This window comes from Chryseobacterium taeanense, from assembly GCF_900099685.1.
Taxonomy (GTDB): Bacteria; Bacteroidota; Bacteroidia; order Flavobacteriales; family Weeksellaceae; genus Chryseobacterium; species Chryseobacterium taeanense.
In genome coordinates this window covers 152,170-171,852 of record NZ_FNDW01000002.1, presented here as the reverse complement: position 1 = coordinate 171,852, position 19,683 = coordinate 152,170, and the positions used below count along the sequence as shown (strand labels likewise).

The 19,683-nt window shown below is 39.7% G+C and carries 12 protein-coding genes; 1 reads left to right on the top strand and 11 read right to left on the bottom strand.

Annotated features, from left to right (window positions below; translation table 11 throughout):
• Positions 1–115 precede the first annotated feature (115 nt).
• From BLR30_RS03810 to BLR30_RS03800, 3 genes are all read right to left on the bottom strand, one after another.
• Complete coding sequence (locus BLR30_RS03810) at positions 116–2,020, bottom strand: DUF294 nucleotidyltransferase-like domain-containing protein (protein ID WP_089855011.1); 1,905 nt, start codon at positions 2,018–2,020, stop codon at positions 116–118.
• Positions 2,021–2,024: 4 nt separating this feature from the next.
• The gene (locus tag BLR30_RS03805) at positions 2,025–2,669 is read right to left on the bottom strand and encodes a 3'-5' exonuclease (RefSeq protein WP_089855895.1); all 645 of its coding nucleotides are present in this window, start codon (positions 2,667–2,669) and stop codon (positions 2,025–2,027) included.
• Positions 2,670–2,860: 191 nt separating this feature from the next.
• Positions 2,861–3,754: an SDR family oxidoreductase gene (locus tag BLR30_RS03800; RefSeq protein ID WP_089855008.1), complete on the bottom strand. Its 894-nt coding sequence runs from the start codon at positions 3,752–3,754 to the stop codon at positions 2,861–2,863.
• A 137-nt stretch (positions 3,755–3,891) separates the two neighbouring features.
• On the opposite strand from BLR30_RS03800, the gene BLR30_RS03795 reads away from it, so the two are divergent.
• Positions 3,892–4,479, top strand: coding sequence for a Crp/Fnr family transcriptional regulator (locus BLR30_RS03795; RefSeq protein WP_089855004.1), 588 nt, complete (start codon positions 3,892–3,894; stop codon positions 4,477–4,479).
• 92 nt (positions 4,480–4,571) lie between these two features.
• Here BLR30_RS03795 and BLR30_RS03790 read toward each other — a convergent pair whose 3' ends face one another.
• The 8 genes from BLR30_RS03790 to BLR30_RS03755 all read right to left on the bottom strand — a co-directional run bounded on the left by BLR30_RS03790 (position 4,572) and on the right by BLR30_RS03755 (position 19,650).
• The gene (locus tag BLR30_RS03790; protein WP_089855001.1) at positions 4,572–6,299 is read right to left on the bottom strand and encodes a sodium:solute symporter family transporter; all 1,728 of its coding nucleotides are present in this window, start codon (positions 6,297–6,299) and stop codon (positions 4,572–4,574) included.
• A gap of 3 nt (positions 6,300–6,302) precedes the next feature.
• On the bottom strand, positions 6,303–7,463 hold the full coding sequence (locus BLR30_RS03785) for an aldose epimerase family protein (RefSeq protein ID WP_089854997.1): 1,161 nt from the start codon (positions 7,461–7,463) through the stop codon (positions 6,303–6,305).
• A 23-nt stretch (positions 7,464–7,486) separates the two neighbouring features.
• The gene (gene araA / locus BLR30_RS03780) at positions 7,487–8,983 is read right to left on the bottom strand and encodes an L-arabinose isomerase (protein ID WP_089854994.1); all 1,497 of its coding nucleotides are present in this window, start codon (positions 8,981–8,983) and stop codon (positions 7,487–7,489) included.
• Positions 8,984–9,165: 182 nt separating this feature from the next.
• A complete protein-coding gene (locus tag BLR30_RS03775) occupies positions 9,166–9,864 on the bottom strand; it encodes an L-ribulose-5-phosphate 4-epimerase (protein ID WP_089854992.1) in 699 nt (232 codons plus the stop codon).
• A gap of 35 nt (positions 9,865–9,899) precedes the next feature.
• On the bottom strand, positions 9,900–11,600 hold the full coding sequence (locus BLR30_RS03770; RefSeq protein WP_089854988.1) for a ribulokinase: 1,701 nt from the start codon (positions 11,598–11,600) through the stop codon (positions 9,900–9,902).
• Between the two features lie 122 nt (positions 11,601–11,722).
• On the bottom strand, positions 11,723–13,705 hold the full coding sequence (locus tag BLR30_RS03765; protein ID WP_089854985.1) for an alpha-L-arabinofuranosidase C-terminal domain-containing protein: 1,983 nt from the start codon (positions 13,703–13,705) through the stop codon (positions 11,723–11,725).
• A gap of 105 nt (positions 13,706–13,810) precedes the next feature.
• Complete coding sequence (locus BLR30_RS03760) at positions 13,811–16,405, bottom strand: beta-glucosidase (protein ID WP_228400699.1); 2,595 nt, start codon at positions 16,403–16,405, stop codon at positions 13,811–13,813.
• Positions 16,406–16,926: 521 nt separating this feature from the next.
• Complete coding sequence (locus tag BLR30_RS03755; protein ID WP_089854979.1) at positions 16,927–19,650, bottom strand: T9SS type A sorting domain-containing protein; 2,724 nt, start codon at positions 19,648–19,650, stop codon at positions 16,927–16,929.
• Positions 19,651–19,683 lie beyond the last annotated feature (33 nt).

Below are 19,683 nucleotides of genomic sequence, written 5' to 3'. Positions count from 1 at the left end.
TAGCCATACTCAACCGAAGTAGACTTATACCCAACGTCAGTAGAGCAATACCCAAGGGAATTAAAATGATACTTTACTAAAAAAGATCTATTACCTGAATTGAATAAGCAAAATTTTACAGACTTCCCGTAAATTTCATCCTGATTCCCTGCTGAAAATTGCTAATTGTTTTAAAAATCTCGGTCAGTGTTACCCTCTCTATTTTCGTAAGCCTGCTGATCTCAATATAATTGTCAGGCATTTTCTTTTCGATATTGATCTGATATACCTGGTTTTTCAGCCGTAATGCCATCAGGTAATAATAAGAGTGATGCAGTTCCTGATATTGCTCTTTACTGAATACACCTGATTCATAAAGCTTTTTCATTCTTTCACCGGTATTTTCGCTGTCGATGGTATGTTTCAAAGCGTACACACGGAGAAGATCGACAATCGGACTCATAGCAGTTTTGATGTCAAAAACTTCCGCTTTACCGATGGTCTGAGTTTTAATCCGTTTAAAAAAGGTTAAGGGCGCTTCGTACTGCAAAGCGTTTTTAGCAATAAATGAAAAAAATCTTTCATTCGGAGCCTGTAGCTGTTCTTGTATAAAATCTTTCAGTTCGGCAATAATAGATTCTTCACCGTAAATATACCGGCAGTCAAAAAGAGTAGAAAATTTCATGGCATTTTCAGGAACGGTTTCGTTGATCCATTCTTCATAATTTCTTTTCCAGTGAGATAAAGAATGGGTCCATTTCGGATTGCTGGCCATAAATTCACCTTTGCAATACACAAAACCAATCGTATTAAGATCATCGGAAACCCGTTTGGCAAAATCCAGAAAATATTCACGAACCATTTCCCGGTGTTCATTGGCTTTATCTTCATAGATGATTCCGTTATCCTGATCGGTACTCAGGGTCTGCTCTTTCCTGCCTTCGCTTCCGGTAACCATAAATACAAAACGTGCAGACGGCTTACCGATCTGTCGGATGACATTTTCAATAACCTTTATGGTAATCGTATCGGCGATGGTGGTAATGATTTGACTGGCAATTTCACCATGTACCCCACGCCCCAGCAACTGATTAATCATATCCGGAACCTGAAGCCATTTTTTACGAAGTTCCGTTGTGTTGCCGGCCTGCTTTACCGACTGTATAAAAACGAGCGGCGACTGGGCCTGCTCACTGAGAAGGCGGTTTCGACTGAGAAATCCGACCATTTCGCCTTCTTTTTCTACCAGCAGGTATCTTGTTTTGGTTTTAAACATCATCAGCACCGCTTCATACAGATAAGCATCATTGGAAATTGAAACGATAGGATTATCCATCACCTCCGATACCGGTTTTTGCGGATCTATGCACTGAGCAATCACATTATCCCGAAGGGTAATATCGGTAGCATAGCCTACAATATTCTGATCAGTTTCACGTCTGATGAATAAGCAGCTTACTTTATTCTGAGCCATAATCCTTGCCGCTTCAAAAATGGGTGTATTTTCTGAGCAGGAAACGATATCTTTATAAGCAATGCTCTCTATTTTCCTTGAATACAGCTGGTCTGCAGCAAAATAACTTTCCTCAAAGGAAGCCGGAGTCTTCACAAAATGAGCAAATTCTTCATCCAGCATTTTCTTTCCGAAATCCGAGGTGAAATAATGAAAAAACTCTTCATTGGCATTGCAGAGTTCCATAAATTCATTCTTGGGGAGCGTGTACACAACGGTACCTTTTTTTACCATCACCGATTTTAAAGCCCGAACCCTGTTCAGCACTACGGAAATTCCACCGAAACAATAAGGCGAATGGTGAATTTCAATGCATCTTTTATTTTGTGAAGCATCAAAGAAAAAAGTCTGGTATTCCCCTTCCATAATAATATCCACGCCCTGAAGTTCGGTCACTTCCTGGCGATAGGCTAAAGTTTCTTTAGAAAAAATTTTCTTTTGCATGCTTTCGGCAACCTCCGAAAGTACGCTTTCAGACAAAAGGCTGAAAGGCGGGGTTCTTTGTAAAAGCGGGATCAGGTTTTCCATAGGCTTACGTAAGTTTTAAAACGGGAAAGTGCAGCTTTCCAGCTATCAGGTGATGCTTTTCTTCAAGGTCTTTTTGAGACAGCTGATTTCGACGGCCGATTTCGAAAAAGCAACTTGCGGTCATTGCGGCATCGATACGTGCATTGTGCGAAGGCTCTGCCATTTCACTCAGCAGATAACGATACAGTTCCGGCAGACGCATGTACCTGGATGAAATTCCGGATGTATATTGCCTGCTTTTCAGCATGGTACAATAAAAACGACTGTTTTCGAAAGGAATGGCTAATCCTGCTCTCAGAAAATCAGCAGCGAGAATATGAAGGTCAAATTCAATGAAATGTCCGACAATCAAAGGCTGATATTTTATGATATCTTCAGCAAGAGCTTTTAATACTTCCGTTCTGCGTTTCCCACGAGATCTCAAAAATTCTTCAGTAATCCCGTGAACCTTAAATGATTCTTCACTGATGACAAGGTCTTCCTCAAAAATGTATCGGTCTTCCCTTTTAATTTCTTTACCATCTTCCGAACAGACGATCCAGGAAACCTGAACCACTGAAGGCCAGTTTGCCGTTTCGGAGTACGGAAGATCCCAGCGTTTGGGAACGGAAGTGGTTTCCGTATCAATAAACATGAGGTAAGATTTCACGGGAAAATGTTTATACAAATGTAGTGATATTGATTTTTTTTTAGAAATAAAAATAGAACTGAAAATAGCAATCGATTGGTACATATATCAGCTTTAAACTAAAATCAGAGAATAATATCCTTAAATTTAAAAAATATCTAGTTGCCTAATAAAAAAACAGCCTTACTTCGGAAGTAAGACTGTTTATAATTTTAGAAGAAATATTGATCCAGTTCTTCTATGAAACTTCTTTCGGAAGGTTGCCATCCTAATTTTTCCTGAGTCTGCAAGCTTGTTGCCGGACAATCTGCTCCAACAAAAAATGTCATCCAGGTAAAATAATCCGGTGCTTCTTCTGGTGATAAAGATTTTACAGGAATATCCAGTTTTTCACCAATTAATTCTGCAAATTCTTTCATTGACAGTTGTTTATCATTATTAACGGCATTATATCTTGCTCCAACTTCTCCTTTTTCAAGGGCCAGACGAAATAGTTTTGCAGCATCCGCACGATGAACAGATGGCCAGACATTATTTCCCTCTCCAATATAAGCAGCAAAGCCTTTAGCCTTCGCCAGTTCAGCAAGCATTACTCCAAAACCTCCTTTGAAACCCGATTCAGAATTTCCGTAAACACTTGGGGAAAGACGAACGATAGATGCTTTAACACCGGATTCTGATAAATCTACGAAAGCTTTTTCAGAGAATCTGATTGATTCTGCCGGTGCTTTACTTTCTTCTGTGATTTTCCCGTCAATCAGTGGAAGTCCTAATGTTCCGCCTGTCACCACAATAGGTTTATCGGTTCCTTTCAACACTTCGCCCATTGCTTCAATGGCTTTCTGGTCTTTGAGCGCATTGGTCTGATAATCTGAAAAATCGTGGATAAAAGCTGTATGAATAACTCCATCTGCTTCCCTTGCTCCTTTTTGCAAAATATCGAGACTATCCAGATCTCCCATTAAAACTTCTGCTCCGGCCTCTCTGATGGATTTTGCAGATTCTTCCGAACGCGCCAATCCAACTACCTGATGGCCGTTTGATAATAATTCTTTTACCACTGCTGAGCCTACAAATCCTGAAGCTCCTGTTACAAATACTTTCATATTCTTAAATTTTGTTTTGTTATAATTTCTGATACAAATTTAGATGTGAATACATCCCAAAAACGAGGTCATTTGACACAATTTTTATTTTAATTCGATAAAAAGAATTAATTTTAGATATAATTCAGTTTTGAAAAATGTCAGAGATTCTTAAAAATTACTTTCAGAAAGTGCTTCCGGATTTTACGGATGAAAAGTTCAATTTCATCCTATATAAAAGTCAATTGATAAAACTTCAGCGTAAAGAGATTGTATGCAAACAGGGCAATATTTGTAATCTGAAAATCTTCGTTGCGAAAGGACTTTTGCGAAATTATTCAACCTCTGAAGATGGCAATGAACATATTCTTCAGTTTGTTAATGAAATGTCTTGGACAACCGATCCGGAAAGCTTCTACAATAATACGCCATCAAAACTCAACATTGAAGCTATGGAATCCTCTGAAATTTTCGCCTTTAACCTTGAAGATTTTGCAGAACTGCGAGAACAAATCCCTGAACTCAATATTTTTGTAGAAAATATCCTGACAAGAAAATCTATGGAAATCCATAAACGGCTTTTGATGAATATCAGCAGTAGTCCGGAAGAAAAATACCTGGATTTCATCAACACTTATCCTGATATTTTTAATAGAGTTCCTCTTCATATGGTTGCTTCTTATCTGGGACTTTCGAGAGAAACATTATCGCGCGTTCGCAGAAATATTCTGAAAACCGTGATTTAAAATATAATCAAACAAAAAGGAGTTTTAATCCTTGAAAACAAAAACAGGACACCATTTGCGGTATCCTGTTTTTTATTTATCTAAATTTAAAATTACCAGAATCTTACATACAAAGCCGTAAGAAGAAGCAAAGTAACTACAATCAGAACCATAGTTCTTGCATCTACTCTGAACATTTTGCTGTCGATGGCAAAAGCTTTCGGATTCACTTTTGGTCCGGCAAGACTAATCAGTACCATGACAACAATAGTAATGAAAAACGACCATCCCATATTAATCAGGAACGGAATTTCCGTGATGGTATGCACCACGCCATTCTCCAGTTTTTCATAGGTAAAGGCAGTGTACAGCCAGGTTTCTTTTCCAAAAATTCCGATGGCAAAGCTGTTGAAGAAAATAGCCAGTACGAAACCTAAAATGACACCTACTAATGCAGCCGTTCCTGTAGTTCTTTTCCAGAACATTCCCAAAAGGAACATAGCAAATACTCCCGGACTGATAAATCCTGTATATTTCTGAATAAAGGTAAAACCTCCTTCGCCGCCGATCCCTAAAACATCTGTCCAGGTGAAGGCAAGGGCAACCATCATCGCTATAATGATGACCCATCTTCCGGTTCTCACCATCTGGATTTCGGTAGCATCTGCTTTCAGGTATTTCTTGTAAATATCTAGGGTGAAAATCGTAGAGATACTGTTTACTTTTCCGGCCAGGGAAGCTACGATTGCTGCCGTTAATGCCGCTACCGCCAGACCTTTCAGTCCCGAAGGCAAAAAGGTAAGGATCGCAGAATAAGCACCATCCTTCACACCACTAAATCCGGGAAGTTGTCCTTTGGTATATAGTACATACGCTGCAATCCCTGGAAGCATTACGATGATCGGCATGAAGAGTTTTAAAAATCCGGCAAAAAGGATTCCGGTTCTTGCGGTTTTCAGATCTGCTCCCAAAGCTCTTTGGGTAATATACTGATTACATCCCCAATAATTCAGATTAACAATCCACTGTCCTGCAAAATACATGGCAAGTCCGGGCAATACTACATATTTCTGTACTTCTAAATTCTGAGGCATCCCTAATGTTGTCGTCGTAGTTGTCGGCTTGTCGAGCATGAGTTTGAAATGCCCAGGCGCTTCATTCATTAAAGTATTAAATCCTGCCAGCGCATTTCCTACTGCAACTCCGTTGATTCTCTGATCCACAATCTGCAACGCCATATACACCGTTGCAAAACCTCCGATGATAAGTACAGCCACCTGAATTACATCGGTGTACCCGATTACTTTCATTCCTCCCAAACCAATCAGCAAAGCCATCAGCAGAAGGACAATCATAATGATGTGAAGATGCTCGCCTCCCAGTAAAGTATCAATTGCCAACGCACCAAGATATAAGATGGAAGTAAGGTTAACGATTACATATAAAAAAAGCCAAAACACCGCCATGATCAGGGAAACCGATTTATTATAACGTGTTTCCAGAAACTGAGGCATCGTGTAGATCTTATTTTTAAGATAGATCGGAATAAACCATACGGCGATAATAATAAGCGCCACGGCTGCGATCCACTCGTAAGCGGCTACGGCCACTCCGACGAAAAATCCTTCACCACTCATCCCGATGAACTGTTCCGCCGAAATGTTGGAAGCGATAAGACTGGCACCGATGGCCCACCATGTAAGAGAACCTTCGGCAAGGAAATAATCTTTACTGCCGGTAGATTCAGATTTTTTCTTTCTGTAAATCCAGAGTCCGTATCCGGCTACCACCATAAAATAGATAAGAAATATGATGATATCAATGGTTGCTAATTGTCCCATAGTTTATTTTTTAACAGAGAATTTATAAATGGTTTTAGTATGGTATTTCTCTCCAGGTTTTAATTCTGTAGTAGGAAAAGCCGATTGGTTCGGAGAATCAGGATAATGTTGTGTTTCCAAGCAGAATCCGCTTCTTTTTTCATATTTGCCACCTGTTTTTGTTTCGTATTTTCCATCTAAAAAATTCCCGGAATAAAACTGAACGCCAGGCTGATCGGTCATTACTTCCATCATCCTTCCGCTTGCCGGATGATAAACAGTAGCGATGGTTCTCATTCCGTTTCCGTTAAGGATCCAATTATGGTCGTAGCCTTTTCCTAACTTCAGCTGCTCATCTTCCGCATTGATGTCTTTACCGATGGGTTTTGAAACTGTAAAATCAAAAGGAGTACCTTTCACCGCTTTTTCTTCTCCCACAGGAATAAGTGTTTTATTAACAGGTAAAAACTTATCTGCATTGATCTGAAGCTCATGATCTGTAATTAAATTGGGAAAATTTCCGGAAAGGTTAAAATAAGAATGCTGCGTAAGATTCACTACCGTTGCTTTATCCGTTTCTGCTTCGTATGAAATTTCCAAAGCATTGTCGTCCGTAAGTGTGTACAAAACTGTTGTGGTTAATTTACCCGGATATCCTTCTTCACCATCAGCACTTACATAGGTGAGTTTCAAAGTTGGAAGTTTCGCATCTTTTACCGGCTCTACCGTCCATATTTTAGTGTGAAAACCTTCTTTCCCACCGTGAAGACTGTTCGGTCCGTCATTTTTATCAATGTCGTATGTTTTGCCTTCCAACGTAAATTTTGCATCGGCAATCCTGTTTCCATATCTTCCGATTAACGCTCCGAAATAATACGGATTTCCGTTGAAATAATCTTCAGGCTTGGCAAATCCCAAAACTACATCCTGGTATTTCCCATCTTTATCGGGTGCCGTAAGAGAAGTGATAATTCCACCATAATTGATGATCTCCACTTTCATCCCGTTCTTATTGCTTAATGTGTATTTTTTAATGGAATCACCATTCGCCGTAACACCATAGTCTGAAACCTGTACATTTTCCATGTTTTCTGAATGAGTCTTATTATTGTTTTCTTTTTTATTGCAGCCGAAAATACATAAAACTGCTAACAAAATGAGCAAACTACCTCCTATTTTTTTCATAATGGTTAAGATTTTTTGAAGAATTAACGATAATAAATTTCATTCCAGCGAAGTGTATTTTTAAAATCACGGATTTTCGTGTCTTCATCGATTACCAATGATTCAATTCCCGCCATTTCGGCAAAATCTTCCAGCTGTTCTACCGTAAGGTTTTCACTGTAGCAAGTATGGTGTGCACCTCCGGCTAAAATCCAGGCCTCAGCGGCTGTATATAAGTCAGGAAGAGGTTTCCACAGAACTCTTGCCACCGGAAGTTTCGGAAGCTCTTCGGTAATATCCAACGATTTTGTTTTATTAATCAACAATCTGAAATGATTCCCGAAATCCATTAATGCAGCCACCAGCGAATCCATATTTCCTCTGGAATTAAACACAAGCCTTACAGGGTCTGCTTTTCCACCAATTCCCAGCGGATGAATTTCACAGGAAGGTTTATCGGCCGCCAGTACAGGATCTACTTCCAGCATATGGGATCCTAAGATGGACGGGTTTGATGGATTCAAATGATAAGTATAATCTTCCATGAAAGCATTTCCTCCGTGTAAGCCCTGTCCCATGGTTTTCATGGCACGAACGAGCGCTGCTGTTTTCCAGTCGCCTTCACCTGCAAAACCGTAACCTTTTTCCATCAGTCTTTGTACGGCAATCCCAGGAAGCTGTTCCATACCGTGTAGATCTTCAAACGTATCAGAAAAACCTTTAAAACCTCCGTCTTTCAGGAATTTTTCCAGACCAAGCTCAATGCGGGCAGCTGTTTCCAGTGATTTTCTGTTGGTTCCTCCGCTAAGAAGTGATTCAGCCATTCTATAAGAGGCTTCGTATTCTTCGATAAGGGTTTTTATTTCGCCTTCTCCTACTCCATTAATTACACCTACCAAATCACCAATTCCCCAGGTATTCACGGAGAATCCAAATTGGGTTTCCGCTTCCACTTTATCTCCGTCGGTAACGGCTACGTATCTCATGTTATCTCCGAAACGGGCAAATTTTGCTCCCTGCCAGTCATCCCAGCCAGCAGCAACACGGCTCCAGTCACCAATCTGTTTCTGCACTCTTTCTTCTGCCCAATGTCCTACGACAACTTTTCTGTTTTTACGAAGACGGCTGACCATAAATCCAAACTCACGGTCACCGTGTGCGGCTTGGTTAAGATTCATAAAATCCATATCCATCGTCGACCAGGGAATATCCTGATTGAACTGGGTGTGAAGATGCAGTAAAGGCTTCTGTAAAGTGGTAAGTCCACGAATCCACATTTTAGCCGGTGAAAACGTATGCATCCAGGTAACAACGCCGATACAATCGGCCGTATGATTGGCAGCGACTAAGGTTTCAAATATTTCTTCCGTAGTTTTCACGGTTGGCTTTAAAACCACTTTTACAGGAATCTGCGATGAAGCATTGAACGCTTCCACGATTTTAGCTGAATGTTCGGCAACCTGAGCTAATGTTTCAGGACCGTACAAATGTTGACTTCCGGTAATGAACCAGATTTCTTTGGTATTGAGGGGTGTTAACATAGTTTATAAATGATAATTGATGATTGATTTTTAATGCGGTTTCTCATGAAACCTAACGTGTTTTAGAAACCCGTTAGGTTTATATGATTATTTTATGTTGAACCTTTTGGATTCGTTTTTTGTCAAACCTCATAGGTTTTTAAAACCTATGAGGTTTATGCTATAATCCAAAAGCTAGCCGCCTATTGTCCATAATAAGCATCTTTCCCGTGCTTTCTTTCGTAATGCTTTTTGATTAAGGAATCTTTTAAGCGAAGTGCATTAGGATTGATCTGTCTTGTCAGATAGGCCATTTCAGCAATGGTTTCCAGCACTTTGCTATTATAAACCGCTTTTTCTGCATTTTTTCCCCAGGTAAACGGACCGTGGTTTCCGATCAGCACCATTTCCACTTCCTGAGGCGAGAGATTTTTCTCTTTGAAACAGTCGAGGATCTGGATCCCTGTATTGTATTCGTAATTACCTTCAATCAGGCTATCGTCCATAGGAGGTGCACACGGAATATCGGAAGTCAGGTGATCAGCATGAGTCGTCCCGAAAATCGGAATATCCATCTGAGCCTGCGCCCAAGCTACAGAGTAAATGGCATGCGTATGGGAAATTCCGCCGATATTTTCCCAGTTTTTATAAAGATAAGCATGGGTTTTGGTATCAGATGAAGGTCTTAATTTGCCTTCAATAACGTTAGCATCAAAATCAAGAATGACTATATCTTTCGGTTTTAAATCCGCATAAGGAACACCGCTGGGTTTGATGGCAAAAACCCCTTCGTTACGATCGACGGCACTCACGTTTCCGAAAGTGTAGACTACCAACTTCAATGCATCGAGCTGCATATTCGCTTCGTAACATTCTCTTTGAAGTTCTTTATATTTTTTCATTTTCTATATTTTTCGGATGTTGTTTTTCATCAGATTTAATTTACCAATGAGCCTTCAAGATTGTTTTTAGACTTTATTATATTTTCTGTGAAATCAGCCAGTTGCTGATATTGCTCCATCAGCACAGCATACTGCTGAACGTATTCCGGCTGCGGATGGTATTCAGCTTCGAAATCAGAACCCATTTTCTGACTGGCTTCCTGTACATTTGGATAAATGCCTGCTGCAACAGCAGCATAAATGGCCGCGCCCAATGCCGGAGCCTGATCTGAAGCCGCAACGATAATTGGCATATTCAATACATTCGCAAGTGTTTGCATGATAAACGGTGACTTTCTCGCTACACCTCCGATTCCGATTACTTTTTTGATGACAACTCCTTCATCCTCGAAACGATCTACGATTTTTTTAGCTCCGAAACAGATGGCATTGACCAATGCTTTGAAAATATGTGGTGCTTTCGTTCCCAATGAAAGATGGCTGATCGCAGCTTTTAGTTCCTGATTGGCATCTGGAGTTCTTCTTCCGTTGACCCAGTCGAGGGCAACCGGAATTGCTTCATCATTTGAAATCTTTTCCGCTTCTTCAGTTAGTTTCCGAATGAGGTTGTTTTCAAATTCTTCTTTGAGCTGATCTTTTTGTTCAAGAGAAATGATTTCGGAATCGTTCAGCATATTGTTTACCGGCCACATCAGAATATCACGATACCAGGCCAGTACGTCTCCGAAGGCAGACTGTCCGGCTTCCAGCCCCATCATTCCAGGAATGACAGATCCATCTACCTGGCCGCAGATTCCTTTTACAGTTTTATCACCAATAATATCATTTGGGGCTACCATGATGTCGCAGGTAGAAGTTCCCATAATTCTGATCAACGTATTTTCTTCTACTTTTGCACCTACTGCACCGGAATGTGCATCAAATGTTCCGACAGCAATTATCGTGGAAGTTGTTAATCCTAACTTTTTGGCCCATTCTTCATTAAGGTGTCCCGCTATTTCGTCCGAAGTATATGTTTTTTCGTAAAGTCTTTCTTTAAGTTGCCCCAAAGACGGATCGAGCCTGTTGAGGAAATCTTTGGAAGGCAGTCCGCCCCAGCTTTCATGCCACATGGCTTTATGACCGGCAGCACAGCGACTTCTTTTAAAAGTTTTTAGATCTTTGTGATCTGACAGAAGGAACGTGATGTAATCGCAGTGCTCCATCCAGCTGTAGGCTGCATTTTTCACTTCTTCATCGACACGATTGATATGCAGAATTTTAGCCCAGAACCACTCTGAGGAATAAATACCTCCTTCAAATTTCGTATAGTTTTCACCACCCCAGGTTCTCGCCCAAGTATTGATTTCTTCGGCTTCACGAATTGCCGTATGATCTTTCCACAATACCATCATGGCATTAGGGTTTTCTTCAAACCCTGGTGTCAATGAAAGGGCTACTCCATCCTGATTAACAGGAATTGGTGATGATCCGGTCGTATCAATACAGATGCTTACGATTTCTTCCGGCTGTACACCACTCTGCTGAACGACTTCGGTGATTGTTTTTTCCAACCCCTCAATGTAGTCTGAAGGATGTTGCCTGAATCTATTTTTTTCCGGACTACAGAAACGTCCTTCTTTCCAGCGCTGATAATAACTTACCGATGAAGCAAGTTCATTTCCGTTTTCTGTATCTATAAGTACTGCCCGAACAGAATCGGTACCGTAATCTAACCCTATAACGTATTTTTTCATTAACGTGAATAATTAATTTTGATTATCTGATTTTTATCTTAAAACAAATATAAGATTCTTTTTAATTAAATGTATTAAATACACTTATTTTTTATTTAGCATTGTTTATCAATGATTTAAAATCAATTTATTTTTAAAATAACTAGAGATTGAGCAGGAATATCAATTTTTATATTTCCCTTTTTAAGACTTAGAGTTTCTTCTTTGGGTTGAATGACTTCATTTTCAAAACTATTCTCGGTAGAAAGCTGCGGTGCTGTCAGAATAATTTTGGTGAGATTTTTTCCTAAGCTTATATTTTTCGGATTGATCGCCAATGATTTACTTCCGCTATCGGTATTTACTATTTTGATGATTATTCCTTTATTTGATTCATCTTTAACCGCTGTTGCATACAGATCATCCTGTCCGGTTAAAGGTTTTCCGTTTTCTGTGATGTTTAGAACTTCTGTTCCTCTATTATTGGAAAAAAGTTTCTGAACGTAATAATTCGGGGTTGCGTAAGATTTTAAATTATTAAACCAAATTAAATCCGGTGTCCATTGCCAACCTTCGGCATGGGCAAACAGCGGTGCATAAGAAGTCATATAGACAACATCCGCATTTCTTTCCAGGCCTGTCATGAATGCTGCTTCCGAAAGGGCGGTCAGCCAATTGTTTTTGTTATCAGGTTTTACCACGCCAACTGATTGTGCAGCGTATTCGCCGGCGAAAACTTTTGGTCCTGAACGATCGTATTTATCATATCTTCCGGCGTTTTTCATAAACCATTCCGGGGAGTTGTAGTAATGTTCGTCGACGATCTGGGCGTTAAGCTTTTTCAATTCTTTCCATCCGTAGTCGAAAAATTCGCCATCAGGAGACGGCCCGCTTCCGGAAATGATTTTAATATCGGGATATTTAGCGTGTATCGCTTTTTCAAAAACTTTGTAACGTTCGATGTAATCTGCTCCCCATTGCTCGTTTCCAACACCAATGAATTTCATATTAAAAGATAGCGGATGTCCCATTTCAGTACGAATTTTCCCCCATTTCGTATTGGAATCGCCGTTTGCAAATTCAATCAAATCCAAAGCATCCTGAACATAAGGATCCAAATCTTCCATTTTTACCAATTCTGCAGTATTGAACTGGCAGGCCATTCCGCAACTGAGAATTGGAAGTGGTTCTGCGCCCAAATCTTCCGCCAGCTGGAAATATTCAAAAAATCCAAGGCCAAAAGACTGCCAGTAATCCGGTGTGAGGCGGTGCGCAAATCCGTTGTTCCATTTATTGATAAGATTTTCCCTGTCTTCTACTTTACCAATTGTTTTTTTCCACTGGTATCGTTCCGCCAACGTTCTGCCTTCTACAATACACCCACCCGGAAAACGTAGAAATCCCGGCTGTAAATCATATAATTTCTGAACCAGATCTTTTCTTAAACCGCCTTTTCTGCCTTTCCAGGTGTCTTGCGGAAACAATGAGATCATATCCATATTCACAATTCCTTTTCCGGTAAATGTGATTTGAAGTCTAGCTTTTTCAACGGTTTTGGAAGGTGCAAAAACAGCATTATATTTTTGCCATCCTCCACCTTTTATGATTGTAGAAACTGAGGAAATCACTGTTCCGTTTTCATCAATCAGATTTGTATTAACGGCAGAAATATTTCCTGAAACATTTTCCAGATTAAAGCTTAAATCGTATTTCTCACCCTGATGCAGCCCAATTCCTCTGAAACCTTCATTCTCCAGCAGATAGCTTTTATCATTCCAAACGGTAATTCTTGCGTAGTTTTTATTGGTTTTGGATTTATCGGTTATAATTGTTAAAAATCCGGAATCTAAGTTGGGAGACAATGTTTTTGTGTTGGGTTGTTTCCAGCCTGTTAAAGGTTCATCGAATTCGAAGCTGCGATTTTTAATGAGTTCTGCGTACAATCCGCCGTCTGCTGCAAAGTTGATGTCTTCGAAAAAAATCCCGTACATCGTTGGCTGGATTTTGATGTTGGTAGAAGCTCCGTCTAAATCGAGAAAATGTTTTTTGACATTTCCGTTTTGTGCTGAAAAGAAGGCTACACTTAAAGAAAATACGGTTGCGAATATTTTGGATTTTGTTTTCATTGATTGGTTAATTTAGACGAAGACATTTTGTTCTCGCAGATTTTTTTGATTTATCAGATTTAAATTTCCAATTACTTCTGAAAGGTTTTGAATAAATTTCTGAGATTATTTAACCTGTAATTTTAGACTCTTCAAACCCGATTCATCGGAAGTGCCGCCGTATAAGATGGTATAATCTCCTGGTTTTGATACTAAATCATCTGCTTTTTCATCGTAGAACATAAAAGAATCGGGAGATAATGTTAATTCAACCGTTTTAGAGGTGTTGGAAGGAACAGCTACTCTTTGGAATGCTCTTAATGTTTTTACGGGTGCCAACGGATCATTGTTGCGTTTCACATAAATCTCAACGACTTCTTCCCCGTCTCTTCCGGAAGTATTGGTGACAGGAACTGTAATCGTCAGATTTTCATTAGCATTGATAGTATTTTTGTTCAGTTTAGCATTTCCGTAAATAAATTTTGAATAACTCAACCCATGTCCGAAAGGATACAAAGGCTTTTCTTTCATATAGCGATAGGTTCTTCCCTGCATATCGTAATTCTCAAAGCCCTGATGTTTGCTGGTTTTAGACAAATTATTGTCGAGCTGTTCGAGATTTTTGTAGAATGTAACCGGTAATTTTCCTGACGGATTATAATCTCCCGCCAACACATCTGCAACCGCAGTTCCTCCCGACTGCCCGCCATACCATACATTCAGTAAAGCATCATAATTTTTTTCGTCCTGTTCTAATCCTAATGAACTTCCTATACAAAGCACGAAAACGACAGGCTTTCCTGTTTTACGTAATTCAGCCAGCAATTCACGCTGAACTTTCGGTAGATCGATGGACGTTTTATCACCACCTTTGAAACCTTCTGCATTGACCATCATTTCTTCACCTTCCAGACTTGGAGAAAGTCCGCCTGCGAAAACAATAACGTTCGCGTCTTTCACTCTTTCCCTTACGGCAGCAAAATTCACAGGGTCTTTTCTGTACACGTCGAATGTGATGCTTACATATTTTCCTTTCTGGGTGTGGCGTAACTCGATCTGATATTCTTTTCCTTTTTCCATTTTCACAGGAAATTCTGAAGGATGTCTGGCATCGGGACCTTTTCTCGTAGCAATTTCTTTTCCATCAACAAAAAGTGTGTAAACATCGGATGTTGAAGGTGAAAGAATAACATCGCCTGTGTAAGGACTTTTGAAAACGCCGGAAATAATCGCCGAAGTGTTTTCTCTTCCCACATTCGGGGCAAGCTGGGTTCCGCCGAAACTGTTGTAGTTGATTCCTGCTTTATTGACTGAAATATTAGCAGGAGTTCCTTTAAATTCATTATTGTTGAAAAAAGTAACTTTCATTCCTTTCTCGCCTTTTTTCTGGCTTAAAAAGCTTTGGTAAAGCGAAGTTCTGGAAGATGGATCGGCGACTTCGGTTCCTTTCTCATAAATGATTTCTGCGTTTGGAAATTTGGTTTTAATTCCATCAAGAATTGTTACGATAGACGAAGGAGTTCCGTTATAATTTCCCAGCTGCATGAGTCCGTCATCGGCATTTGGACCGACAACCGCAATTTTTTTTATGTTTTTATTTAAAGGCAAAACATTTTTATCATTTTTCATCAGCACAATTGATTTTTGTGCCATTTTCAACGCCTGCTTTTTATGTTCATCAGAATCCACAACAGAATATGGAATTGAATTCCAATGGACGGAAGATTTAGGATCAAGCATTCCCAACTCAAACCAACCTTTCAGAATTCTGCGCATTGAAATATCAAGGTCTTTCTCTGTGATTAATCCGCTTGCGAGAGACTTATTTAAATTATTATACGTGTCACCACATTCCAGATCTGTGGAATGTTTCAAAGCATCTGCGGCGGTACTTTTCTCGTCGGGATGTGTTCCGTGATATTGTTTCTGGTAAAAATCTGCCAATGCCCAACAGTCGGAAACGACCATTCCATCATAATTCCATTTTCCTCTTAGAATTTCTGTCAGTAAAGTATTGTTGGCGCAACAAGGCTGACCGTCGAAAGCGTTATAAGCGCACATCACTTCTCTCACATTTCCTTCTAAAACCAATGCTTTGAAGGCCGGAAGATAGGTTTCATAAAGATCACGATGTGAGATCTCAGCATTGTAAGAGTGGCGGTTCCACTCCGGGCCGCTGTGAACAGCGAAGTGCTTGGCGCAGGCGTGGGTTTTGAAATATTTCGGATCATTTCCCTGTAATCCTTTTACAGCGGCCACTCCAAGACTTGCGGTAAGATAAGGATCCTCTCCGTAGGTTTCCTGGCCTCTTCCCCATCTAGGGTCTCGGAAGATATTAATGTTCGGTGTCCAGAAAGTAAGACCTTCGTAACGTCCGGTTTTTTGAGATTCATCGAAAGATTTATTGTATTTTGCCCGTGCTTCGTCTGAAATCATTTCAAAAGTTTTCAGATGCTCCGGTACATCCCAGGTTGCTGCCAGACCAATGGCCTGTGGAAAAACGGTAGCGGTACCTGCTCTTGCCACGCCGTGCAGCGCTTCATTCCACCATCCATAACCGGGAATATCCAATCTCGGAACAGCTTTGGAATTGTCCATCATCATTCCTATTTTTTCATCCACCGTTAATAATCCGAGAAGATTTTCGATTCTCTGATCGACCGGAAGTTTAGGATTTTGAAAAGGATATTTGAAATTCTGTGCAGATGAGACAGCGCACATGAAGATTGATATATTTAACAGAATCTTTTTCATTTGGATACAACAAGAATATTATATGGTTAAAAATTTTAGCAGAAATTAAACTATCCGCCTGTTTTTATGAAAAACAAATATAAGATTCTATTTTAAATAAATGTATTGTTCACACTTATTTTTTTTTAAATTGATTCTTCTCCAGAAATAAACTTATCCTTATTGCAAAACTGCTAATGAGTATAAAATTTAACGTAATGATATTTTTACATTTTAAATAAATAATTATTTACATAAGACTAAAAAACATCTATTTAAAGCTTAAAAAAATATACTTAATGCTTATATTTTTAAGTCTTAGACCTGAAAATATTTATTTAGTACTAACAAATATTATTTTAAGATATATATTATTCATTATAAGACCTATACGGTGTATCTTGAATCCTTAATTTTGAATTAAATTACAAAGCCATAGTTCAATGAATACAACAAAGCCACCGTTGTTGGTGGCTTTGAAGAGATATAAATGTAAGTCTCAAACTCATTTATTGTTTAATAAATTTTTTCTCGACGGTTTTATTATTGGATTGGGTAATTTCCAGCATATATATTCCGGAAGGAAGATGCCCTATATCAATATGGTTTTTGCCTGTATGTAACGGCAGGTTTTTGAGAAGCTGAGTGCCTTTTGCATCAAATAAAGAAGCTGTACCCGAAGATTTTACATTGATAAAAATTTCGTTTTTAGCGGGGTTAGGATACAGATCCACTTCATTTTTATCTGCCAGAAGATCGCTGGTACGCAGCGTAGCAAAACTTAACGGAAGAACGGATGCAGCATACGTATTTTCCTCCGTAAGATATGCTCTGAAAGGATTGATAAGCGGTTCGCTTCCCGCAGTGACTTTATAAAATCCTGTAGTTCCGTTTACGGTTTTTAATACGTAACTGTTGACAGGAACTTTTATCGTATTGTACACCCCGTTCATTTGGTTTACAGTGATGGCTTTCGGCGTTGAAACGCTTCCTGTTCCCTGGAAGGTAATGCTTCCGGTTGCATTGATAAGTACCGGGGTGTTGGCTGGTATTGTTCCATTACTAATTGCAGTGCAGGAGATAGCAGAAGCTCCCGGTGTCATTGTATAGGCTGTTACTCCGGACGGGATTGTCGCAGTGAAAGGTAACATCAAGACTTCAAATCCGTTGAAGGTGCGGGAATACGATGCCGATGCAGCATTAAAAGTATAAGGAACCTGGAAATCTTTTCCCTGATCTGAAAGAACAAGATTAGTACAGTTTGTCCCGGAAATCACATTGTTGCTGGATGATGTTACCGTATTGGGTACGTAATAAATGCTGTTGGAATTAGCACTCGCCGGTTGCCAGTTGTTGGCTGAAGTCGTTCCTGTTGTATTTTTAAAATCTACTGAGGTATAATATCCATTTTCCAGAGCATCCATCAGGTTGCTGTCTCCGTCGGAATATGTTCCTGAAAATTTAGAGGCAACTTCGTTTCCGATATTGAAATATACATCGCCTAAATTTAATGTAAGAACTGAACTGTAATTGGAATTGCGAAGCCCTAAGATTCCTTTGCATCCATCAGTAAGCACCTGTCTTGAAATGTCCAGCGTAATATCAAAATTACCTCCTGTCGGGAAGTTTATTTTCCCGTAATTATAAGATTTTACAACACCCTGACTGTTGATATAATACAATGTGGTATTGTCTGAATAACTTTGTCCTGCTGTGGTAAAGCTGTTGACATGCAGCACCATTTTGTTGTAACGGTCATTAAGCTGTAAATAACCGTTGGATGCAGTGGTATTTGAGCTAAAAAGCGGACTGGCATTGGAGAATGTTGCTGTTGTATTGCTGATATTGTATCCTGTTCCGAAAGCTGAATTTGTAGGAGTCATGGTTTCAACTTTATTGTAACGGATATCACTTCCTGTCATTTGTGAAACCGGGCGTTCACCGCTTTTATTGAATACGAAAGTCATTACACTTGAAGCATTAATTGTTACCCCGGGACGGAATGTCTGTGCCATCGTAAGAGAGGTGGTCGTCATATTGTTCTGTGCATCGGTCAATACTTTTGTTCCTGAAGTCGTATAAAAAGGAATATCAACTTTAAGATCATAAGAATTTGCTGAAGGATTGATGACCATTAATACTACCTGATTCCCATCCAATGAAATATAAGAAGATCCCTGGAGTACGCCTGTATTGTCTCCCCAAGTAGCAGCAATACGTGTTTTTCCTGTTGTATATTTTGCATAATGAGAAAGAATATAGCCTCTTTTGGTCATCACGCCGGCAGTAGTTCCGTTGGTTCCGTCCCCCATAAGTCCATAATAACGTTTCGCAGAATAATGAATCCAGGCATTCACATTTCCAAGCATTGTGTTATTGATGCTGGTAGCGAAATTGAACGCATCCAGGTTCCAGTTGAAATCGCGAGGTGTAGTGTTGGAAGGATTCCAGTTGATGAGATATTCCGTTTGCCAGATTTCTTTATTGTAATTCTGAAACTGTTTGTAAGCAGACTGCATAAGTCCGTACTGGTGACCACCGTAAACTTCAAAATTATCCATAGTAGCCTGATTCAGCATCGCATTGGCATAGTTGTCTGTAAGTCCTACACTTTCCGGAGCAATTACTTTACAATTGATAAGATGCCCATAATCCCTAACAAAATTAGCAATCTGCGTAGGTGTCCAGATACAACCCTGATACTGTGCCATTTCATCCGGCTCATTCTGAATGGAAATATAATCTAAAGTGACTCCGTTATTCTGAAGATAAGTCACAAAACTATTAAGATAAAGTGCATAATCCTGATAGTTTTCTGTTTTAAGATAGCCGATTTGTTGCACACCATTAGAGTCTGTATAAACTGCGTTCACACTGTTGTTTGTTTTCCAGGCAGCGGGCATCGTCCACGGGCTGGCAAAAATAGTAAGTCCCATAGATTTGGCGAGCTGTGCCGTTGCCAGTGCAGCACTCCAATTACTGCTGCCTTCCGGAATATACAGTCTCATGATATTGTAACCTGCCTGGCTATTGGCTCCCCAAAGGGTCTGAATTTCAGAAGTCGTCATGTGGTTGTATCCGAACTGCGGACTGCAGACGAATCCTCCGAAACCTGTTATTTTCTGATAGGTTGTGTTTTTGTTGATTTTTACTGTAGTAAGTTGCCCGAATGTATTGATGCTGGTAACCAAGCATAAGGCAGTCATGGCGATGCGCTGAGCAATTTTTTTCATAGTTTTTTTTGTTTTAGGTTAAATCTTCAGTAA